The organism is Novosphingobium tardum (genome assembly GCF_042652045.1).
Lineage (GTDB): Bacteria > Pseudomonadota > Alphaproteobacteria > Sphingomonadales > Sphingomonadaceae > Novosphingobium > Novosphingobium tardum.
The window spans coordinates 356,394-370,891 of sequence record NZ_JBHSDR010000003.1 but is presented as its reverse complement, the minus strand read 5'-3'; the positions used below and the strand labels follow the sequence as shown (position 1 = coordinate 370,891).

The following is a 14,498-nucleotide window of genomic DNA, read 5'->3' as shown; positions in this document are numbered from 1 at the left end:
GTTGCGTGAGTTCGGCCAGCCGCCCCGTCTATCTCAAGCTTCGCGACCAGATCGCGGCCGCGATCATCGACGGGCGCTATCCCGAGGGGCAGTTGCTGCCTTCGGTCCGCGCGTTTGCCGCCGAACGCGGCGCTAATCCCCTTACCGTCGCCAAGGCTTACCAGCAGTTCCAGAACGAGGGGCTGGTCCAGGTCCAGCGCGGAGTGGGGATGTACGTCGCCCCGGGCGCCGCCAAGACGCTTCTTGAAAGCGAACGCGCCGCCTTCATGGCCAGCGAATGGCCAGAGATCCGGCAGCGGATGGAACGGCTGGGGATCGATCCGGCGGACTTGCTCCAGTCAGCCTAGCAGCGATTTCAAGCGCGTAACCGACATATAACTTATGTTTAGTTTGAAAATCGGGCCGGAACCTGTCAGGGTCCGTCCGTTCGGGAGATGCCGCTTAGCCGTGGCAGGGGTCGCTCCATCGGATCCGGACGAAAGCCGCAAAGGCAAGGGGAACTACGATGATCCGGTCCGAACTTCTCCAGGCGCTGGCCAAGGAAAGCCCGGGATTGCGCTCCGAAGAGATCGAGCGCGTCGTGGACGTCTTCTTCGACGAGATCGGGCAACGCCTGGCCGATGGCGGCCGCGTTGAGCTTCGCGGCTTCGGCACCTTCTCCACGCGTGAGCGCGACGCTCGCCAAGGCCGCAATCCGCGCACCGGCACGTCGGTGGAAGTTCCGCCGAAGCGCGTGCCTTATTTCAAGCCCGGCAAGGAAATGCGCGAGCGGCTGAACGCCGACTAGGCCTTGTCTGTGCGCCGCCGCCGGGCGGCTTGCCATTCGCACCCCGATTGCCCGCCGCCCGCCGGGCGGCTAGGCATGACCGCGAACGGCTGCCTTGTCGCCGTGCGGACGTGGCGAAATCGGTAGACGCGGCGGACTTAAAATCCGCTTCTCCTGGAGAGTGCGGGTTCAAGTCCCGCCGTCCGCACCAGCGACACGGCGGTGCCTCACGCTACTTGGAAGATAATTCTCCGGCCGTCCGGGCGCGATACTCGCGGCCGGCGCGGGAGGTCAAACCGGGCGGCCTGACGGACGAAGGGGTGCCCGCTGTGACCGTGCAGGGACGACCGGAGAACGTGGCCGGCACCGAAGTGCCGATCGATCAGCGGAAGTCGATCAGCGTGACTTCGGCGCGGCCTTGGCCGTGGACTTGACCGCGGTCCGGGCGGCGACCCGCACCTTGGCCTTGCAGTCGGCCAGCGCCTTGCCGTGGAGGCCCTTGCACTGGGTGTTGGCGGTCATGGCCGCGGTCTTGGCCGCCGGGACCTTGGCGGTCGTTGCGGCCGAGGCGATGGCGGGGCTGGCGAGAAGAGCGACAGTCGCCAGGCCGGCAAAGAGCGAACGGGTGTTCATCGTGGAAATGCCTTTCAATCGGGTCCAATCATGCGGCCGGCATTCTTCACGTCGTCCGCAAGGCCTGGAATACGTCCCGCCGGCTCTTCCCAAGGTGTCCGCCGCCTGAAAAAATCGTAATGTTCGCGGCCGGCGATCAGCCGTCGCGGGCAAGCCGCATCGTGACGCGCAGGCCTGGCGCATTGTCACCCAGCACGACCTCGCCGCCGTGGAGTCGCGCGACCGCTTCGACCAGGGCAAGGCCCAGCCCGGATCCGGGCAGGTGGCGCGCCGGATCGAGGCGGCCGAAGCGCGCCAGAGCTTCGGCACGTCGTTCGGGCGCAACGCCGATGCCGTTGTCGTCGACGATCAGGACAAGGCCATCCGCGCGCTGTTCGGCGGAAAGAACGATTCGCGTTCCCCCGGTCGCATAGTTCAGAGCGTTGTCGACAAGGTTGCCCAGCGCCTGACTGACTAGGGGGCGATGAAGGGGGAAGTCCCCAACGGCAGTCGATCGTGCCGACAGCGCGAACCCGCGATCCTCGGCCAGCGGGCCATAGACCTCGACCACGTCGCCGAGCAGTGCCGATATGTCGCACGGCGCGAACAGCTCGCGGCCGATACCGGCCTCGGCGCGGCTGATCTGTAGCGCCATCGTCAGCATACCCAGCAGCGAGTCGGCCTCGCGCGCGGCATGTTCCAGCGCTGCGAGCGCGGTGGGATCCCTGGTTTCGAGCGCGGCGCGTTCGATGATTGAGGTCAGCCGCGTGACGGGTGAACGCAAGTCGTGGGCGAGCCCGTCGGTGACCGTACGCAGCTCGCCGATCAGAGCCTCGATCCGGGCGAGCATCGCATTGATGCCCTGCGCCAAGCGATCGAATGCGTCGCCGCTCGCTTCGGACGGAACCCGCTGTGAAAGCGCACCATTGCCCACTGCGGCGACGGTGCGCGCGATGCGCGAGATGCGCCGGTCGATCATCCGCCCGAGGATCACCGCGAGGAACAGAGCGAGCGGAACCGCCAGCGCCATGGCCGCCAGCATCGCATTGCGGTCGATGTCGTTGAGCCGCACGCTGCCTTCGATCACGTGGCCCGCGAGCAGGTGCGAACCGTCGCCCAGCGCAGTGGCCGTGAAGCCCATCCGCTCGGCCGCGCTGCTGCCGCTGCGCCGGACGGTCAGGACCTGCCAAGCGGTGCTGTTGCCGATCTTCGCGGGCCAGGCATCGAGATTGCCGGCCAGGATGGCGCCATCGGGGGCGCGCAGAAGAATGACCGCGGTACGGCCGAACGTGAAATCGAGGCGCTCGTCGATTGCCTCGCTCAGCCGCTCGCGTCCCCCGCTGTCATAGGCGGCGACCAGTTCGTCGCGCAGTTCGCCCACCAGCGCGCGCTGCTCGCGGTTGATCGCGCGCTCGCTTTCCGAACGGACGAAGGCCAGCGCGCCCGCGGTGGCGACGACCTGGCACAGGAAGAGCAGCAGAACGAGCCGCGCAGTGGTCGAATGAACGAGCGCACGAAGGCGGTTCGGCATGTTCGGCGGCAAGCGGGCTCAGGCCGCCACGCCGAGACGATAGCCGGCACCGCGTACGGTATGGAGAAGGGGGCGTTCCTCGCCATCGTCGATCTTGCGGCGCAGGCGGCTGACATGGACGTCGATGACGTTCGTGCCGGGATCGAAGTGATAGTCCCACACGCCTTCGAGGAGCATCGTGCGGGTGACGACCTGCTCGGCATGGCGCAGGAGGAATTCGAGCAGGCGGAATTCGCGCGGCTGCAGGTCGACGGGTTTGGACCCGCGCCGTACCTTGCGCGACAGCAGGTCCATCTGCAGGTTCCCGCAGCGCAATTGGGTGGTAACCGGGCTGGTCTTGCCTCGCCGCAGCAGCGCCCGCAGCCGGGCCAGCAGCTCCCCGAAGGCAAAGGGCTTGACCAGGTAATCGTCGGACCCGGCGGTCAGGCCGGCTACCCGGTCCTCCGCCGTGCCCAGCGCCGAAAGGATCAGCACCGGGGTATCGACACCGGCGCCGCGAAGCGCCCCCAGAACTGCCATACCGTCCATTCCCGGGAGCATCCGATCGAGCACCACGGCATCGTAGCCGCCATCGCTGGCGTGAAAGAAACCGTCGCGGCCGTCGTCGGCCCTGTCGACAGTGAAGCCTTCCTGGGCAAGGCCCCGCGCAACGTAATCCGCTGTCGCCACGTCGTCTTCGATCAGCAGTATCCTGTGGGTCACGGACGATTCCTCGCGCGACGGGGCCGGCTGCGCCGCAGCGCCACCCTATCGTTCTCGCAGGCGCTGCAAAAGGGCCGCTGCCGCGCTTCTCGCGAAGGAACTGAAAAGCGGCGCGGCAGCGGCAGTTGATCAGCCCTTGGGTGCCATCGGGGTGGGATGGGCCGGGGCAGACTTTGCAGGCACGACATGATGCGCGGCGACATGGTGGCGCTTGTGCCGCTTGTGATGGACCACCCGGTGGGCCGACTTGCGGTGCGTCAGGCGATGCTTGGCGTGATGCTTTGCGTGGTGCGTGGTCGCATGATGCATCATGGCATGACTCGCGCCTTCACCGCGCTGCATGCAGTTGTCGGTTACCGTGGCGGAACACGTCGGCAGCGACGCGTCGGAGGCCATGGGAGCGGGTTGGGCGGAGGCGACGCTCGCAAGCGAAAGCGAAGCCAGGACAGCAGTAATTATCTTCATCGGGGCGGTTCCTCTTCCTGCGTCGTTTCGCGGGATTCGCGATGAGGACCCCGGAACGACGCCGCATTGTCGGACGCGCCGCGCGCCGGGTCACGTTAAGCTTCGGTAAGGTTCAGGCCATGTGTTCATGCCACTCCGGCCATCGAAATCGCGGCGGGCTGCGGAATGAAGGCGGGAGCAGGAACGCCGGCGCGCCTGCGGTCGCGCAATGCTTCATAGTGTGCGAACAGCTCGGAGAAATGATCCTCCATCGTCCGGGTGCGGTCCACGGCGGCGCGCGGTCGCCCTGCCGGGCTCCGCTGCCCGGCCAGCATTACGATCGCCTCGGCTGCACTTGCCGCGGAACCGGGCTCGAAGGTTAGACCGCCGCTCGCCCGCGCATGGTCCGCCGCGCCGCCTTCTGCCGGGGCGATCAGCGGAACGCCGCAGGCCCGTGCCTCGGCCGCGACCATGCAGAACGTCTCGGCCTCGCAGCCGTGGACCAGGGCGTCGGCGGAGGCGATGGTGCGCGCCATCTCGGCGCGGTCGGAGATGGGCGCGAGCATGCGGATATGCGGGTTGGTACCGATCTCGCGCGCGATCCGTCCCCGTTCGCGGCCGTCGCCGACAAGCACCAGCGCAACCGGCAGCCGGTATTGCGCGGCCATCACCGCCGAGACGACCATCGGCCAGCGCTTTTCAGGAGCGTGTCGGCCGACGCCGACCAGCAGCATGGCGTCCGGCTCCAGACCGCAAAGAGCCAGCAAGCGCCGGCGAAGCGAATCGTCGCGCAAGGCGGGCGAAAAGACGTTGGCGTCGATGCCCATCGGATTGGTCACGACGCGCCGCAGCCCGCCTGCCTCGAGCCGGCGGCTAAGGCTGTGGCTCGCGCTGATCACCGTGTCGAACCCGCCGTCGAGGCGTCGCAGGTGGCGCCAGTAGCGATCGAAGCCGCGATCGATCGTCGGCCGTTCGGCAAAGCCTTCGAACCAGCGATAGGCATAGGCCGCGAGCGGGTCGGCATGCATTACCAGACTGCGCACCGCGTCGCCGCTCCAGTCCGCGACCATCGAAGGGCTGCGCCAGGGCGAAGACGCCTCGACCACGTCGGGCGCCTCGGCATCGAGCAGCGCGTGCAGCGCCTTGCCTTCGCCGAAGTAGTGATACTTGCCGTCGAGCGGGAAGCGCGGCGAACGCAGCCACGCTATCCGCGCGCCCGGGCCGCGCTGCTCGATACCGCTTGCGGGACCGGGCGCGACGACGACCATCTCGACACCGGCGCTGCGGGCGTAAGCCAGCTTGCGGTCGATATAAGTCTTAACCCCGCCCCCCGCGGGAGCATAGAACGCGCAAACATCGACGATCTTCATCGCGTCATCCCTTGCAGCGGACCGAACGACAGCAGGCCACGGCGATAGTTGAGCCGGACGTTGAGGTGAGTGATCCCGTTTCCAGCGACCGCTCGGGCACTCGCCGCCTCAGGTTTGCGCAGGTGCAGCGGCGGGTTGCCCGGAAAGCCGATCCCGTCGACCGAGAGCCCGAACTTGCGGTTCGAATCGCGGTCGTGAAGCAGCGACAGCGTGTAGGTGCCCGGTCCGGGCGCGCGGATGCAGATCGTCGCCGGCCCCGACGGGGGCACCGGCTCCTCGGCCCGGCGGAAGGTCTTGCCCGCGGCGACGAGGACGTTGTCGTCAGCCAGGAAATCCCGATCGTCGGGCGGATAAAGCTCGAGCCGCAGCCGCCCGGTGCGGTCCTTCAGCCCTTCGGCGGAAACGACGAAGGCGGGCCCGGGCTCGTTCGCGCGGCAACGTCCCTGCGCCATTCCCAGCGAGGGGTCGGACCGGATCGCCGCCTGCGCGGATACAGGAACTGCGGCGGCTAGCATGGCGATGAAGGCGGACAGCCGGTTCACGCGCGGCGCAGCCAGCCGGCAAGTTCGGCGGCGGCAAGCAAGGCGCCCAGAACGACATGCGTGGCCACCGTGATCCCGGCGATCAGCGCTACCAGCTGGGCGACGGGGCGGTCCTGTCCCATCACCACCAGCGCCAGGCCGGCGAAGATCAGGTCCTTGTTGGCGACGAACGGAAGCCGGGAAATCAGGAGGCGCAGCGCCGCGAGCAGAAGCCATGTCCCCAGCGGCACGGTCGGCAGCGCCAGGTGCCACATCAGCGCGGCCAGCCCGGTCGTCGCCACGGTCCGCGCGGCGTGGACGACGACGACGAAGGCCAGGTCGGGGCGGGGCAGCGTGAACAGTCGCTTGCGCCACAGCATCGCTGCCGCCGATATCGCGAGCACGACCCCGATCGAGACCGCGAAAGCCGGCCCGTCGTGGCCGAGCGCCAGCGTGCGAAGCACTGGCCAGGCCACGATCATCATCAGCAGCGTGGCCACGTTGCCGACCACGGCCGAGAGGATCGCAACGTCCTTGATCGTGCCGAATGGCGCGCCCACCATTCCGATCCGCTTGCGCGCCCAGCCGTACAGGTAGAGCTCGCCCGCGTAGCCAACGAGCAGCTCGTTGCCGACCAGCTTGCGCAGCAGGGCGACGAAGCCGGCGGCGGGAAGCTTCCACAAGCGGCGAAAGATGATCCAGTCGGCGACGGGCGGCGACAGGTAGAACGCGGCATAGACCAGCCAGAAGGCGAACGACGTCGGCAGCAGTGCCCAGGTGCCGGTAAAGTCGAACCGCGCCATCCGCGCCGCCACGACCGCCAGGATCGCCAGCGACAGGATCGGCGCGGCCAGGCGCGTTATCCAGGACGCCCCGGTTTCCAGCAGGGCGGGATCTGGTCCCGCCAACGGCGTGCTCATGTCTCCAGCAATGTCGACTGCCCTTGCCTGCACCGTCACCGGGTTCTGCTCTTCCGTCGTTATTGTGTCTTCCGGCTGAGACGCCGCCGATGCGTGATTGTCCCACGCCACAGCGCGTAGGTTACGAATCTTTCATTCAGATGGCGGTCGCCGGGGCCAGTTCGGCATAGCGTGCCGGGCGGTGCGAGGCGGCGAACGCGCCCACCGTGCGGTCGATGCTGGCAAGGATGTGGGGTACCCCAACGTCGCCCGGGTGAACCGCGATGCGCACGGTGGCCGAGCGGGCAAGCGCGCGGCGGGCAAGCGCGGCGACGAACAGCGAACTGGCGATGCGCGAGCCGCTGCGGCTCGCCCAGGTGATGACCGGCCCGCGCGCAAGGGTGCGGTCGCGCGCCGGGTCCCATACCCGCAAATGATCTTCCGCCATGGCGAAGTTCTCGTCACGCAGCGCCGCGTGGGCCCCTTCGCCATAGAGCCACGCGGGCGCGATGAATCCCGCAACGGGGCGGCCGATGGCGTCTTCGACCACCGCCCGCCCGGCGCGCATGCGGTTTCGCGCCTCTGCGCGGTCGAGCCCGAGGAATTCACCTTCGCCGGCGGTCATGCGGGTGGCGCGCCAGCGCTGCCACGCTCCGGTATGGGCACTGTCGTCGCGGTGGCGCCAGCCGTGGAGGAACATCTCCACGCCGGCGTCGGACCAGGACCGGAGCCGCGCGGCAAAGCGCGGAGCGCGGGCGAGCGGGGCCTCGTCCCAGTGATCGGGCACGACCAGCATCGCGAAGCGCGGCCCGCCCAGCATTGGCTCCAGCCGGGCGGCCAGGGCATCGACCTCGCTTTCGAAGCGCGGGCCGACATCGTGGATCGAAACCAGCAGCCGGCGGCGGGGCGTGTCATCGGGCAAGGCAGGATGGGTTGCAGTCACTTCACCTGTCCAAACGCCGCCGCGGCGCGCGCATCGCACATCGTCGACCCAAGTCATTCGCGCACGGGGTGCGCGCTAGGTGTTTGTGCGTAATCGCCGCGGGAAGGTCCCTTAATGAAGCGGTCACTATGTGCAGCAAGCCGGAATTTTACTTTCAGGCACATGATACGACAACGATTTTTGGGGATCGGACCTTGTACGAACGAATGCTCGATGGTGAGAATCTGACTGCCCCGCTGCCCGAGCAGCGGGCCTCGCCGCGCCTCACGATGCTCATCCGGACCGCCAAGATCATTTCCTCCAGCGGGGAATTCCTGTGCGTCGTGCGCGATGCCTCGGAAGGTGGGCTGCGGGTCAAGACCTTCCATCCGCTGCCGGTGGACGTGCGCGTGATCCTCGAACTGGGCAGCGGCGAGCGTTACGCGGTCGAGAAGATCTGGGAGCAAGGCGACAGCGCGGGCTTCCGCTTCGAGGATCCGGTCGACCTGGAACGGTTCCTGCGCGAGGCGCCCCCGGGACTGCGCAAGCGCCAGGTGCGCCTTTGCTGTCCACTTGCCGCCACGCTGTGGTCCGCGGGCGAACCGCATCCGGTGGTGCTGCGCGACATCTCGCAGCAAGGTGCGGGGGTCCACTGTCAAAAGCACCTGGCGATGGATGAACGCGTGCGGCTCGAGATCGAGAACATGCCGGTCATATACGCCAAGGTGCGCTGGCGCCGGCACGGGCTGTTCGGACTGATCTTCGAAGAGACCTTCCGCCTCGACGAACTCGCCCGGCTGACCGCGCCGCTCCAGATCGGGCGCGGGCAAGGCGCGGACATGGCGAGGACCGCGGCCGGCGCGCGGCGTTAACCGCCCGATAACCAATTTCCTTCACTCCCGGGCAGCACGCCGCGTGCGTTGATCGATGTGGGGGATTGCTGGCATGGCCAACGGGGGGCCGAATTCGGATACTGCGGACAACTTGCCGCGCGCTGACGTCGTAATCGTCGGCGCGGGGCCCGCCGGGCTGACCGCGGGCTACCTGCTGACCAAGGCGGGCAAGCGCGTCACCATCATCGAGCAGGATCCCCATTACGTCGGCGGCATCAGCCGCACCGTTGAGCATGAAGGCTACCGGTTCGATATCGGCGGCCATCGGTTCTTCTCGAAGAGCCAGGCGGTCGTCGACCTGTGGAACGAGATCCTGCCGGACGACTTCATCCAGCGCCCGCGAATGAGCCGCATCTTCTACGAGGGCAAGTTCTACAGCTATCCGCTCCGCGCGTTCGAGGCGCTGTGGAACTTAGGCATCTGGCGTTCGACGCTGTGCATGGTGAGCTTCGCCCGCGCGAAACTGCTGCCGCGCCGCAACGTCCGCAGTTTCGAGGACTGGACTGTCAACGCGTTCGGCGAAAAGCTGTTTTCGATCTTCTTCAAGACCTACACCGAAAAGGTTTGGGGCATGCCCTGCGACACGATGAGCGCCGACTGGGCTGCCCAGCGGATCAAGGGCCTGTCGCTGTGGGGCGCGGTGACCGATGGGCTGAAGCGCAGCCTCGGCCTCAACAAGCGCCCGAATGACGGCATGGCGACCAAGACCCTGCTTGAGACCTTCCGCTATCCCCGGCTTGGGCCGGGTATGATGTGGGACGCGGCGCGCGACTACATCGTCGCCAACGGCGGTGTCGTGCTGATGGGTCACGCGCTGCGCCAGCTTGCGAGCGACGGCCAGGGCGGCTGGCGGCTTGCCGCGACGCGCGCCGACGGCGGCGAAGTGGTGATCGCGGCCGATCATGCGATCAGTTCCGCGCCGATGAAGGACCTTGCCGCGCGCCTCCATCCGCTGCCGGCCACGACGATCGAGGGCAGTAAGCTGCGCTACCGCGACTTCCTGACCGTCGCGCTCAAGATCCGCAGCGACGACCTGTTCCCGGACAACTGGATCTACATCCACGACAGCAAGGTGAAGGTCGGCCGGATCCAGAACTTCCGCAGCTGGTCTCCCGAAATGGTGCCGGACGAAAGCGTTGCCTGCGTCGGCCTCGAGTACTTCTGCTTTGCCGGCGATGGCCTGTGGAGTGCGTCCGACGAGATGCTGGTCGCCCTCGCCACGCGCGAGATGGAGATCCTGCGCCTCGCCCGCCCCGAGGATGTCATCGGCGGCGCGGTCGTGCGCCAGGAGAAGGCCTATCCCGTCTATGACGAGGACTATGCCGCCAACGTCGCGGCGATGCGGACCGAACTGGAAGTGGCCCATCCCACGCTCCACCTGGTCGGGCGCAACGGCATGCACCGCTACAACAACCAGGATCACGCGATGATGACCGCGATGCTCACGGTCGAGAACATCCTTGCCGGAGCGCGGGTCTACGACGTCTGGTGCGTGAACGAGGACGCCGAGTATCACGAGGCCGGGGCCGAAGGCGCGCAGGAACGCATCGCCGAACGGCGCGAGCCCAGTGCCGATCAGGCTGCCGCGCTCGGATCGGTCCGCGCAGTGCCCGAACCGCTCGCGCCTGCCGCCGGGACGCGCCGGGCGGCATGACCACAACAGCACTCTCGCAGTCGCCGCTCACGCGCCTTGGCGCCTGGGCGTTCGACCTTGCGCTGGGGGATCGTCGGGGTCGCTACCTGATGATCAGCGGCGCCGCCTTGGCGGTCGACCTTGGTGTGTTCATGGTCGGCTATCGCAGCCTTGGCGCCACGCCCGTCGCCGCCTCTGTCGCGGGATACATGACCGGCCTGGCCCTGCACTGGATGCTGTCCACGCGCTTCGTCTTTGCCGGGCAGACCGCCGGGGGCGGGCTGGCGCGGTGGCGGCAGAAGCTTCTGTTCGTCGGCTCCGCGCTTGTCGGCCTGCTGGTCACCGCGGCCGTCGTCGCTGCCGGCACCGGGTTCGGGCTTGACCCCCGCGCTGCCAAGATCGTCGCGGTGGCCGCCAGCTTCACAGCGACCTGGGTCCTGCGCTCGCGGATCGTGTTCCGATGATCATCGGGGATCGCCGTCGGCCGATGTTCGATGCCGTCATCCTGCATCGCGTGGTGCTGGTGTGGCTGGTGCTGTGTGTCGTCCTTCTCGCGACCAACGCCGGGGCGATCTGGCAAACCCGCTTCCCCGACGGCGACGATACGCTGCGGCTCGTCGAGGTGCGCGACTGGCTGGCCGGGCAGAGCTGGTTCGACGTCCACCAGTACCGCATTTTCGCACCGCTCGGCGTGGCCATGCACTGGTCGCGGCTGGTCGATGTTCCGATCGCGGCGATCATCGTCGTCCTGACCCCGCTCTTCGGCCAGTCTTTCGCCGAAACCGCCGCGCTGGTGACCGTACCGTTGCTCACGCTGGGCTGCGTGATGCTGCTCGTGGGACGGCTGGCGTGGAAGCTGTTCGACGAGGAAATCGCGGGTCTCGCCTGCCTCGCCTGCGCACTGGCAGTTCCCGTCGTCCAACAGCTTCGTCCGATGCGGATCGATCACCATGGTTGGCAGATCGTCGCCATGCTTGTGGCCCTCAACGGCCTGATGGCCCGTGATGCGCGGCGCGGCGGCTACGCGATCGGCACTGCACTGGCGGTGTGGCTCGCGATCTCGATCGAAGGTCTGCCGATGGCCGTCGCTTTCGTAGCGATCACCGCGCTCAAATGGCTTCGCAACCGCGCCGACCGGGCGTGGATGGTGAATACCATGCAGTCGCTTGCGCTGACATCCGCGGCGCTGTTCCTGCTGACGCGGGGAGTTGGCGACCTTTCCCAGCATTGCGATGCGATCTCGCCGGTCCACCTTGCCATTTTCGCCTGGGGCGCGGTGGTCGTCACGATTGTCGCGGCCATGGAGCCGCATCCCAGGGCCTTCACGCTCGCCGGCATGGCGCTTAGCGCGGCGGGCGGGTTGGTGATCGTCCACCAAGCCGCGCCCCAGTGCATGGGCGGCGCCTTCGTCGCGATCGACCCCGTGGTCCGGGCCTACTGGTACGAAGGAGTGGCCGAGGGCCTGCCCGTCTGGCACCAGTCCTTGTCGGAAGCGCTTCAGATGCTCGTTCCGCCGGTGCTCGGCCTGATCATCGCGCTCGGCCGCTTCGGCGCCTCGCGCGATTGGCTGCGGCGTTGGTGGCTCGACTACGCGATCCTGCTGTTCGCCGCGACCATGGTTGCGATGTTCGTGGCGCGGGCCGCCGGTGTGGCCTGTGTGATCGCTGCACTGCCAATCGGTTATCAGCTGCGCGAATGGATCCGATCGGCGCGCAACATGCGCCGGCCCGGACGACGCGCGCTGGCCTTGGCGGGGGTAGCGCTGGCCCTGGCGCCGGCCCTGCCGGTCTATGTCCTGATGGCGGCGACGCCGGGCCAGGCGGCCGCGGCCTCTCCCGCGGGCGCATCGGCCGCGCGCGAATCGTCCCCTCCCCCTGCGCACGTGGCGAATTGCGTGATGGACACCGCCGCGCTCGACACGCTGGCGCCGACGCGCATTCTTGCGCCGCTCGATGTCGGGCCGCGCCTGCTCTACGCAACCCACCACAGCGTGCTGGCGACGGCGCACCACCGCGCGGCGCCGGCGATGCGCGACGTTATCGATGCCTTCCGCGGCGACGAGCGCCAGGCGCGGGCGATCATGGCGCGCCGCGGGCTGACGCTGATCGCGCTATGTCCGGATATCGCCGAATCGCGGCTCTATGCCGGAAGCGCCCCGCACGGGATGATGGCTCGGCTGATCGGCGGCGCCGCGCCGGCCTGGCTGGAGCGGGTCAGGCTCGGCAATGGCGATCTGATGGTCTGGCGCATCGTCGGCTGACGCAAGCGAAACCACCGGGGATCAGGCGGTAGGGCGGAACTTCATCGCGTCGCCGTTCATACAATAGCGCTTGCCTGTCGGAGGAGGGCCATCGTCGAACACGTGGCCCAGGTGCCCGCCGCAGCGATTGCAGTGAACCTCGGTCCGCGCATAGCCGAGCAGACGATCGGTCGAAACGCCGACCGCGCCGGGCAACGGCTTCCAGAAACTTGGCCAGCCGGTGCCGCTCTCGAACTTCGTCGCACTCGAAAACAGGGGATTGTCGTCGGCGGCGCAGACGAATGTGCCCTTGCGATGCTCAGTGTTGAGCGGTGACGAACCCGGGCGTTCGGTGCCGGCCTTGCGCAGGATGTAGTACTGGTCGGCGGTCAAGCGCTTGCGCCACTCGGCATCAGTAAAGCGTACCGGGTAGATCGTCGCATTGGCCGGAGCCGAGCCGCAGCCGGCGGCAAGCGGCAAGGCCGTCGCCGCTCCCAACCAGCCGAGCATGCGGCGGCGCGAGAACGGATACCTGACGATCGATTCGCCTGCGCCGATAGCCATCAGAACTTCTCCAGCGTGACCTCCAGCTTGCGGAAGCCGTGCACGAAGTTGGCACGTACCCGCTGCTTCCTGCCGGTGACCTTAACGCGCATCCGCCGGGCGTGCATTTCCTCGAGCAGGATGCGCAGTTGCAGTTCGGCCAGCCGCGCACCGACGCAACGGTGGATTCCGTAGCCGAAGGCCATGTGACGCCGGGCGTTTTCGCGGGTCAGGATCAGCTCGTTGGGCTTCTCGAACACCGTCTCGTCGCGGTTGGCCGAAATGTACCACATGATCAGCTTGTCGCCCTGCTTGATCTGGTGGCCGAACAGGTCAGCGTCCGCGGTCGCGGTGCGGCGCATGTGCGCCAGCGGGGTCACATAGCGGATGCATTCCTGCACCGCGTTCGGGATCACCGAAGGATCGCGTTCGAACAGCGCGCGCTGGTCGGGAAAGGTGTCGAGCGCCTCGACGATGCCCGACATCGTGTTGCGGGTGGTGTCGTTGCCGCCCACGATCAGCAGCACGAGGTTGCCGACGAATTCCTGGAAGCCCATCTGGTTCATGGCTTCGGAATGGATCATCATCGAGATGAGGTCCGGCGAGGGCGGGCCGTTGAGCCGTTCGGCCCACAGCCGCTGAAAGTAGTGACCCATCTCCATCAGGATTTCGTGGCGATAGTCGATAAGCTCTGGCGACAGGCCGATCTCGACGTCGCCCGCCCAGTCCGACCAGTAGGTCAGCAGCCGGCGGTCTTCCCAGGGGAAGCCGAACAGCAGCGCGAGCATTCCGGTCGTCAGCTCGATCGAGACCTTGTCGACCCAATCGAACTGCTCGCCCCACGGCAGGCTGTCGAGAACCTCGCCGGTGCGCTGGCGGATCTCCGCGGCCATGCGATCCATCTCGCCGGGGGTGAAGGCGGGAGCGACGGTGCGGCGCTGCCCGGTGTGCTGGGGCCGGTCCATCGCGATGAACATCGGAAGCTGAAAGCGTTCCTCCTCGTTGTCTTCGCGCGGACGGGGGTCGCCGATGGTGATCCCGCCGTATTGCCATGAGGACGAATAGAGCTCGGGCAGCGACTCGACGTGCTGGATGGTCTTGACCGTGGTCACGTTCCAGTAGTCGCCATAGGCGGTGCCGGTGACCTTGTTGACCGGCTCTTTCTCCCGCATCTCGGCGAACGGGGCCTGCCACTTGTCCTCTACGTAAAGTTCCGAGCGGCTGACGTCCGAGGGGTCGGAATTCGCGGGGATCGCCTGCGGATTGGCGGCGAGCCATTCCTCGAACTTCTCGCTGGCGGTCGGCGAGGTGCGATAGGTGATCGGCGTATCGACCGCCGGCTGCGTTGCCATGACTGCATTCTCCCGCTCGAACCCAGGTAAAGGGTTTCTTTGCAGGACTTATCTCGCCAAACCTACACGAG

At 67.4% G+C, this 14,498-nt stretch carries 16 protein-coding genes and 1 tRNA gene; 7 read left to right on the top strand and 10 right to left on the bottom strand.

Translation table 11 applies throughout. The features are described from left to right. The first annotated feature begins 5 nt into the window (after positions 1-5). The 3 genes from ACFO0A_RS01875 to ACFO0A_RS01865 all read left to right on the top strand — a co-directional run bounded on the left by ACFO0A_RS01875 (position 6) and on the right by ACFO0A_RS01865 (position 977). Positions 6-347 carry a GntR family transcriptional regulator gene (locus ACFO0A_RS01875; protein WP_379537281.1) on the top strand — a complete coding sequence of 114 codons (342 nt, stop codon included), beginning with the start codon at positions 6-8 and terminating at the stop codon, positions 345-347. Between the two features lie 158 nt (positions 348-505). Further along, complete coding sequence (locus tag ACFO0A_RS01870; protein ID WP_379537280.1) at positions 506-787, top strand: integration host factor subunit beta; 282 nt, start codon at positions 506-508, stop codon at positions 785-787. Between the two features lie 104 nt (positions 788-891). After that, positions 892-977: transfer RNA gene (locus tag ACFO0A_RS01865), tRNA-Leu, on the top strand. A gap of 185 nt (positions 978-1,162) precedes the next feature. Here the strand turns inward: ACFO0A_RS01865 and ACFO0A_RS01860 are convergent. From ACFO0A_RS01860 to ACFO0A_RS01825, 8 genes are all read right to left on the bottom strand, one after another. Beyond that, entirely contained in the window at positions 1,163-1,399 is a 237-nt protein-coding gene (locus ACFO0A_RS01860; protein WP_379537279.1) for a hypothetical protein, read from the bottom strand. Positions 1,400-1,535: 136 nt separating this feature from the next. After that, complete coding sequence (locus ACFO0A_RS01855) at positions 1,536-2,909, bottom strand: sensor histidine kinase (protein ID WP_379537278.1); 1,374 nt, start codon at positions 2,907-2,909, stop codon at positions 1,536-1,538. Between the two features lie 18 nt (positions 2,910-2,927). Beyond that, a complete protein-coding gene (locus ACFO0A_RS01850; protein WP_379537277.1) occupies positions 2,928-3,611 on the bottom strand; it encodes a winged helix-turn-helix domain-containing protein in 684 nt (227 codons plus the stop codon). A 129-nt stretch (positions 3,612-3,740) separates the two neighbouring features. Then, positions 3,741-4,076, bottom strand: a complete 336-nt coding sequence (locus tag ACFO0A_RS01845) for a hypothetical protein (protein ID WP_379537276.1) — start codon at positions 4,074-4,076, stop codon at positions 3,741-3,743. 125 nt (positions 4,077-4,201) lie between these two features. Further along, on the bottom strand, positions 4,202-5,425 hold the full coding sequence (locus ACFO0A_RS01840; protein ID WP_379537275.1) for a glycosyltransferase: 1,224 nt from the start codon (positions 5,423-5,425) through the stop codon (positions 4,202-4,204). Further along, on the bottom strand, positions 5,422-5,940 hold the full coding sequence (locus tag ACFO0A_RS01835) for a DUF2141 domain-containing protein (protein ID WP_379538139.1): 519 nt from the start codon (positions 5,938-5,940) through the stop codon (positions 5,422-5,424). Before ACFO0A_RS01835 ends, ACFO0A_RS01840 begins: the two co-directional genes overlap by 4 nt. 23 nt (positions 5,941-5,963) lie before the next feature. Beyond that, positions 5,964-6,866 carry a hypothetical protein gene (locus tag ACFO0A_RS01830; protein WP_379537274.1) on the bottom strand — a complete coding sequence of 301 codons (903 nt, stop codon included), beginning with the start codon at positions 6,864-6,866 and terminating at the stop codon, positions 5,964-5,966. A gap of 136 nt (positions 6,867-7,002) precedes the next feature. Beyond that, a complete protein-coding gene (locus tag ACFO0A_RS01825; RefSeq protein WP_379537273.1) occupies positions 7,003-7,788 on the bottom strand; it encodes a DUF2334 domain-containing protein in 786 nt (261 codons plus the stop codon). 194 nt (positions 7,789-7,982) lie between these two features. Here ACFO0A_RS01825 and ACFO0A_RS01820 point away from each other — a divergent pair, with 194 nt between their 5' ends. The 4 genes from ACFO0A_RS01820 (at position 7,983) to ACFO0A_RS01805 (ending at position 12,553) form a co-directional block, all read left to right on the top strand. Beyond that, on the top strand, positions 7,983-8,639 hold the full coding sequence (locus ACFO0A_RS01820; protein WP_379537272.1) for a PilZ domain-containing protein: 657 nt from the start codon (positions 7,983-7,985) through the stop codon (positions 8,637-8,639). Between the two features lie 73 nt (positions 8,640-8,712). Further along, positions 8,713-10,314 carry an NAD(P)/FAD-dependent oxidoreductase gene (locus tag ACFO0A_RS01815; protein ID WP_379538138.1) on the top strand — a complete coding sequence of 534 codons (1,602 nt, stop codon included), beginning with the start codon at positions 8,713-8,715 and terminating at the stop codon, positions 10,312-10,314. After that, entirely contained in the window at positions 10,311-10,757 is a 447-nt protein-coding gene (locus ACFO0A_RS01810) for a GtrA family protein (RefSeq protein WP_379537271.1), read from the top strand. The genes ACFO0A_RS01815 and ACFO0A_RS01810 overlap by 4 nt, the downstream gene beginning before the upstream one ends. Further along, positions 10,754-12,553, top strand: a complete 1,800-nt coding sequence (locus ACFO0A_RS01805) for a hypothetical protein (protein WP_379537270.1) — start codon at positions 10,754-10,756, stop codon at positions 12,551-12,553. The genes ACFO0A_RS01810 and ACFO0A_RS01805 overlap by 4 nt, the downstream gene beginning before the upstream one ends. Before the next feature lie 21 nt (positions 12,554-12,574). On the opposite strand, the gene msrB is transcribed toward ACFO0A_RS01805, so the two are convergent. Both msrB and ACFO0A_RS01795 read right to left on the bottom strand, forming a co-directional pair. After that, positions 12,575-13,096 carry a peptide-methionine (R)-S-oxide reductase MsrB gene (msrB, locus tag ACFO0A_RS01800; protein ID WP_379537269.1) on the bottom strand — a complete coding sequence of 174 codons (522 nt, stop codon included), beginning with the start codon at positions 13,094-13,096 and terminating at the stop codon, positions 12,575-12,577. Beyond that, positions 13,096-14,427, bottom strand: coding sequence for a cytochrome P450 (locus ACFO0A_RS01795; protein ID WP_379537268.1), 1,332 nt, complete (start codon positions 14,425-14,427; stop codon positions 13,096-13,098). Before ACFO0A_RS01795 ends, msrB begins: the two co-directional genes overlap by 1 nt. Positions 14,428-14,498 lie beyond the last annotated feature (71 nt).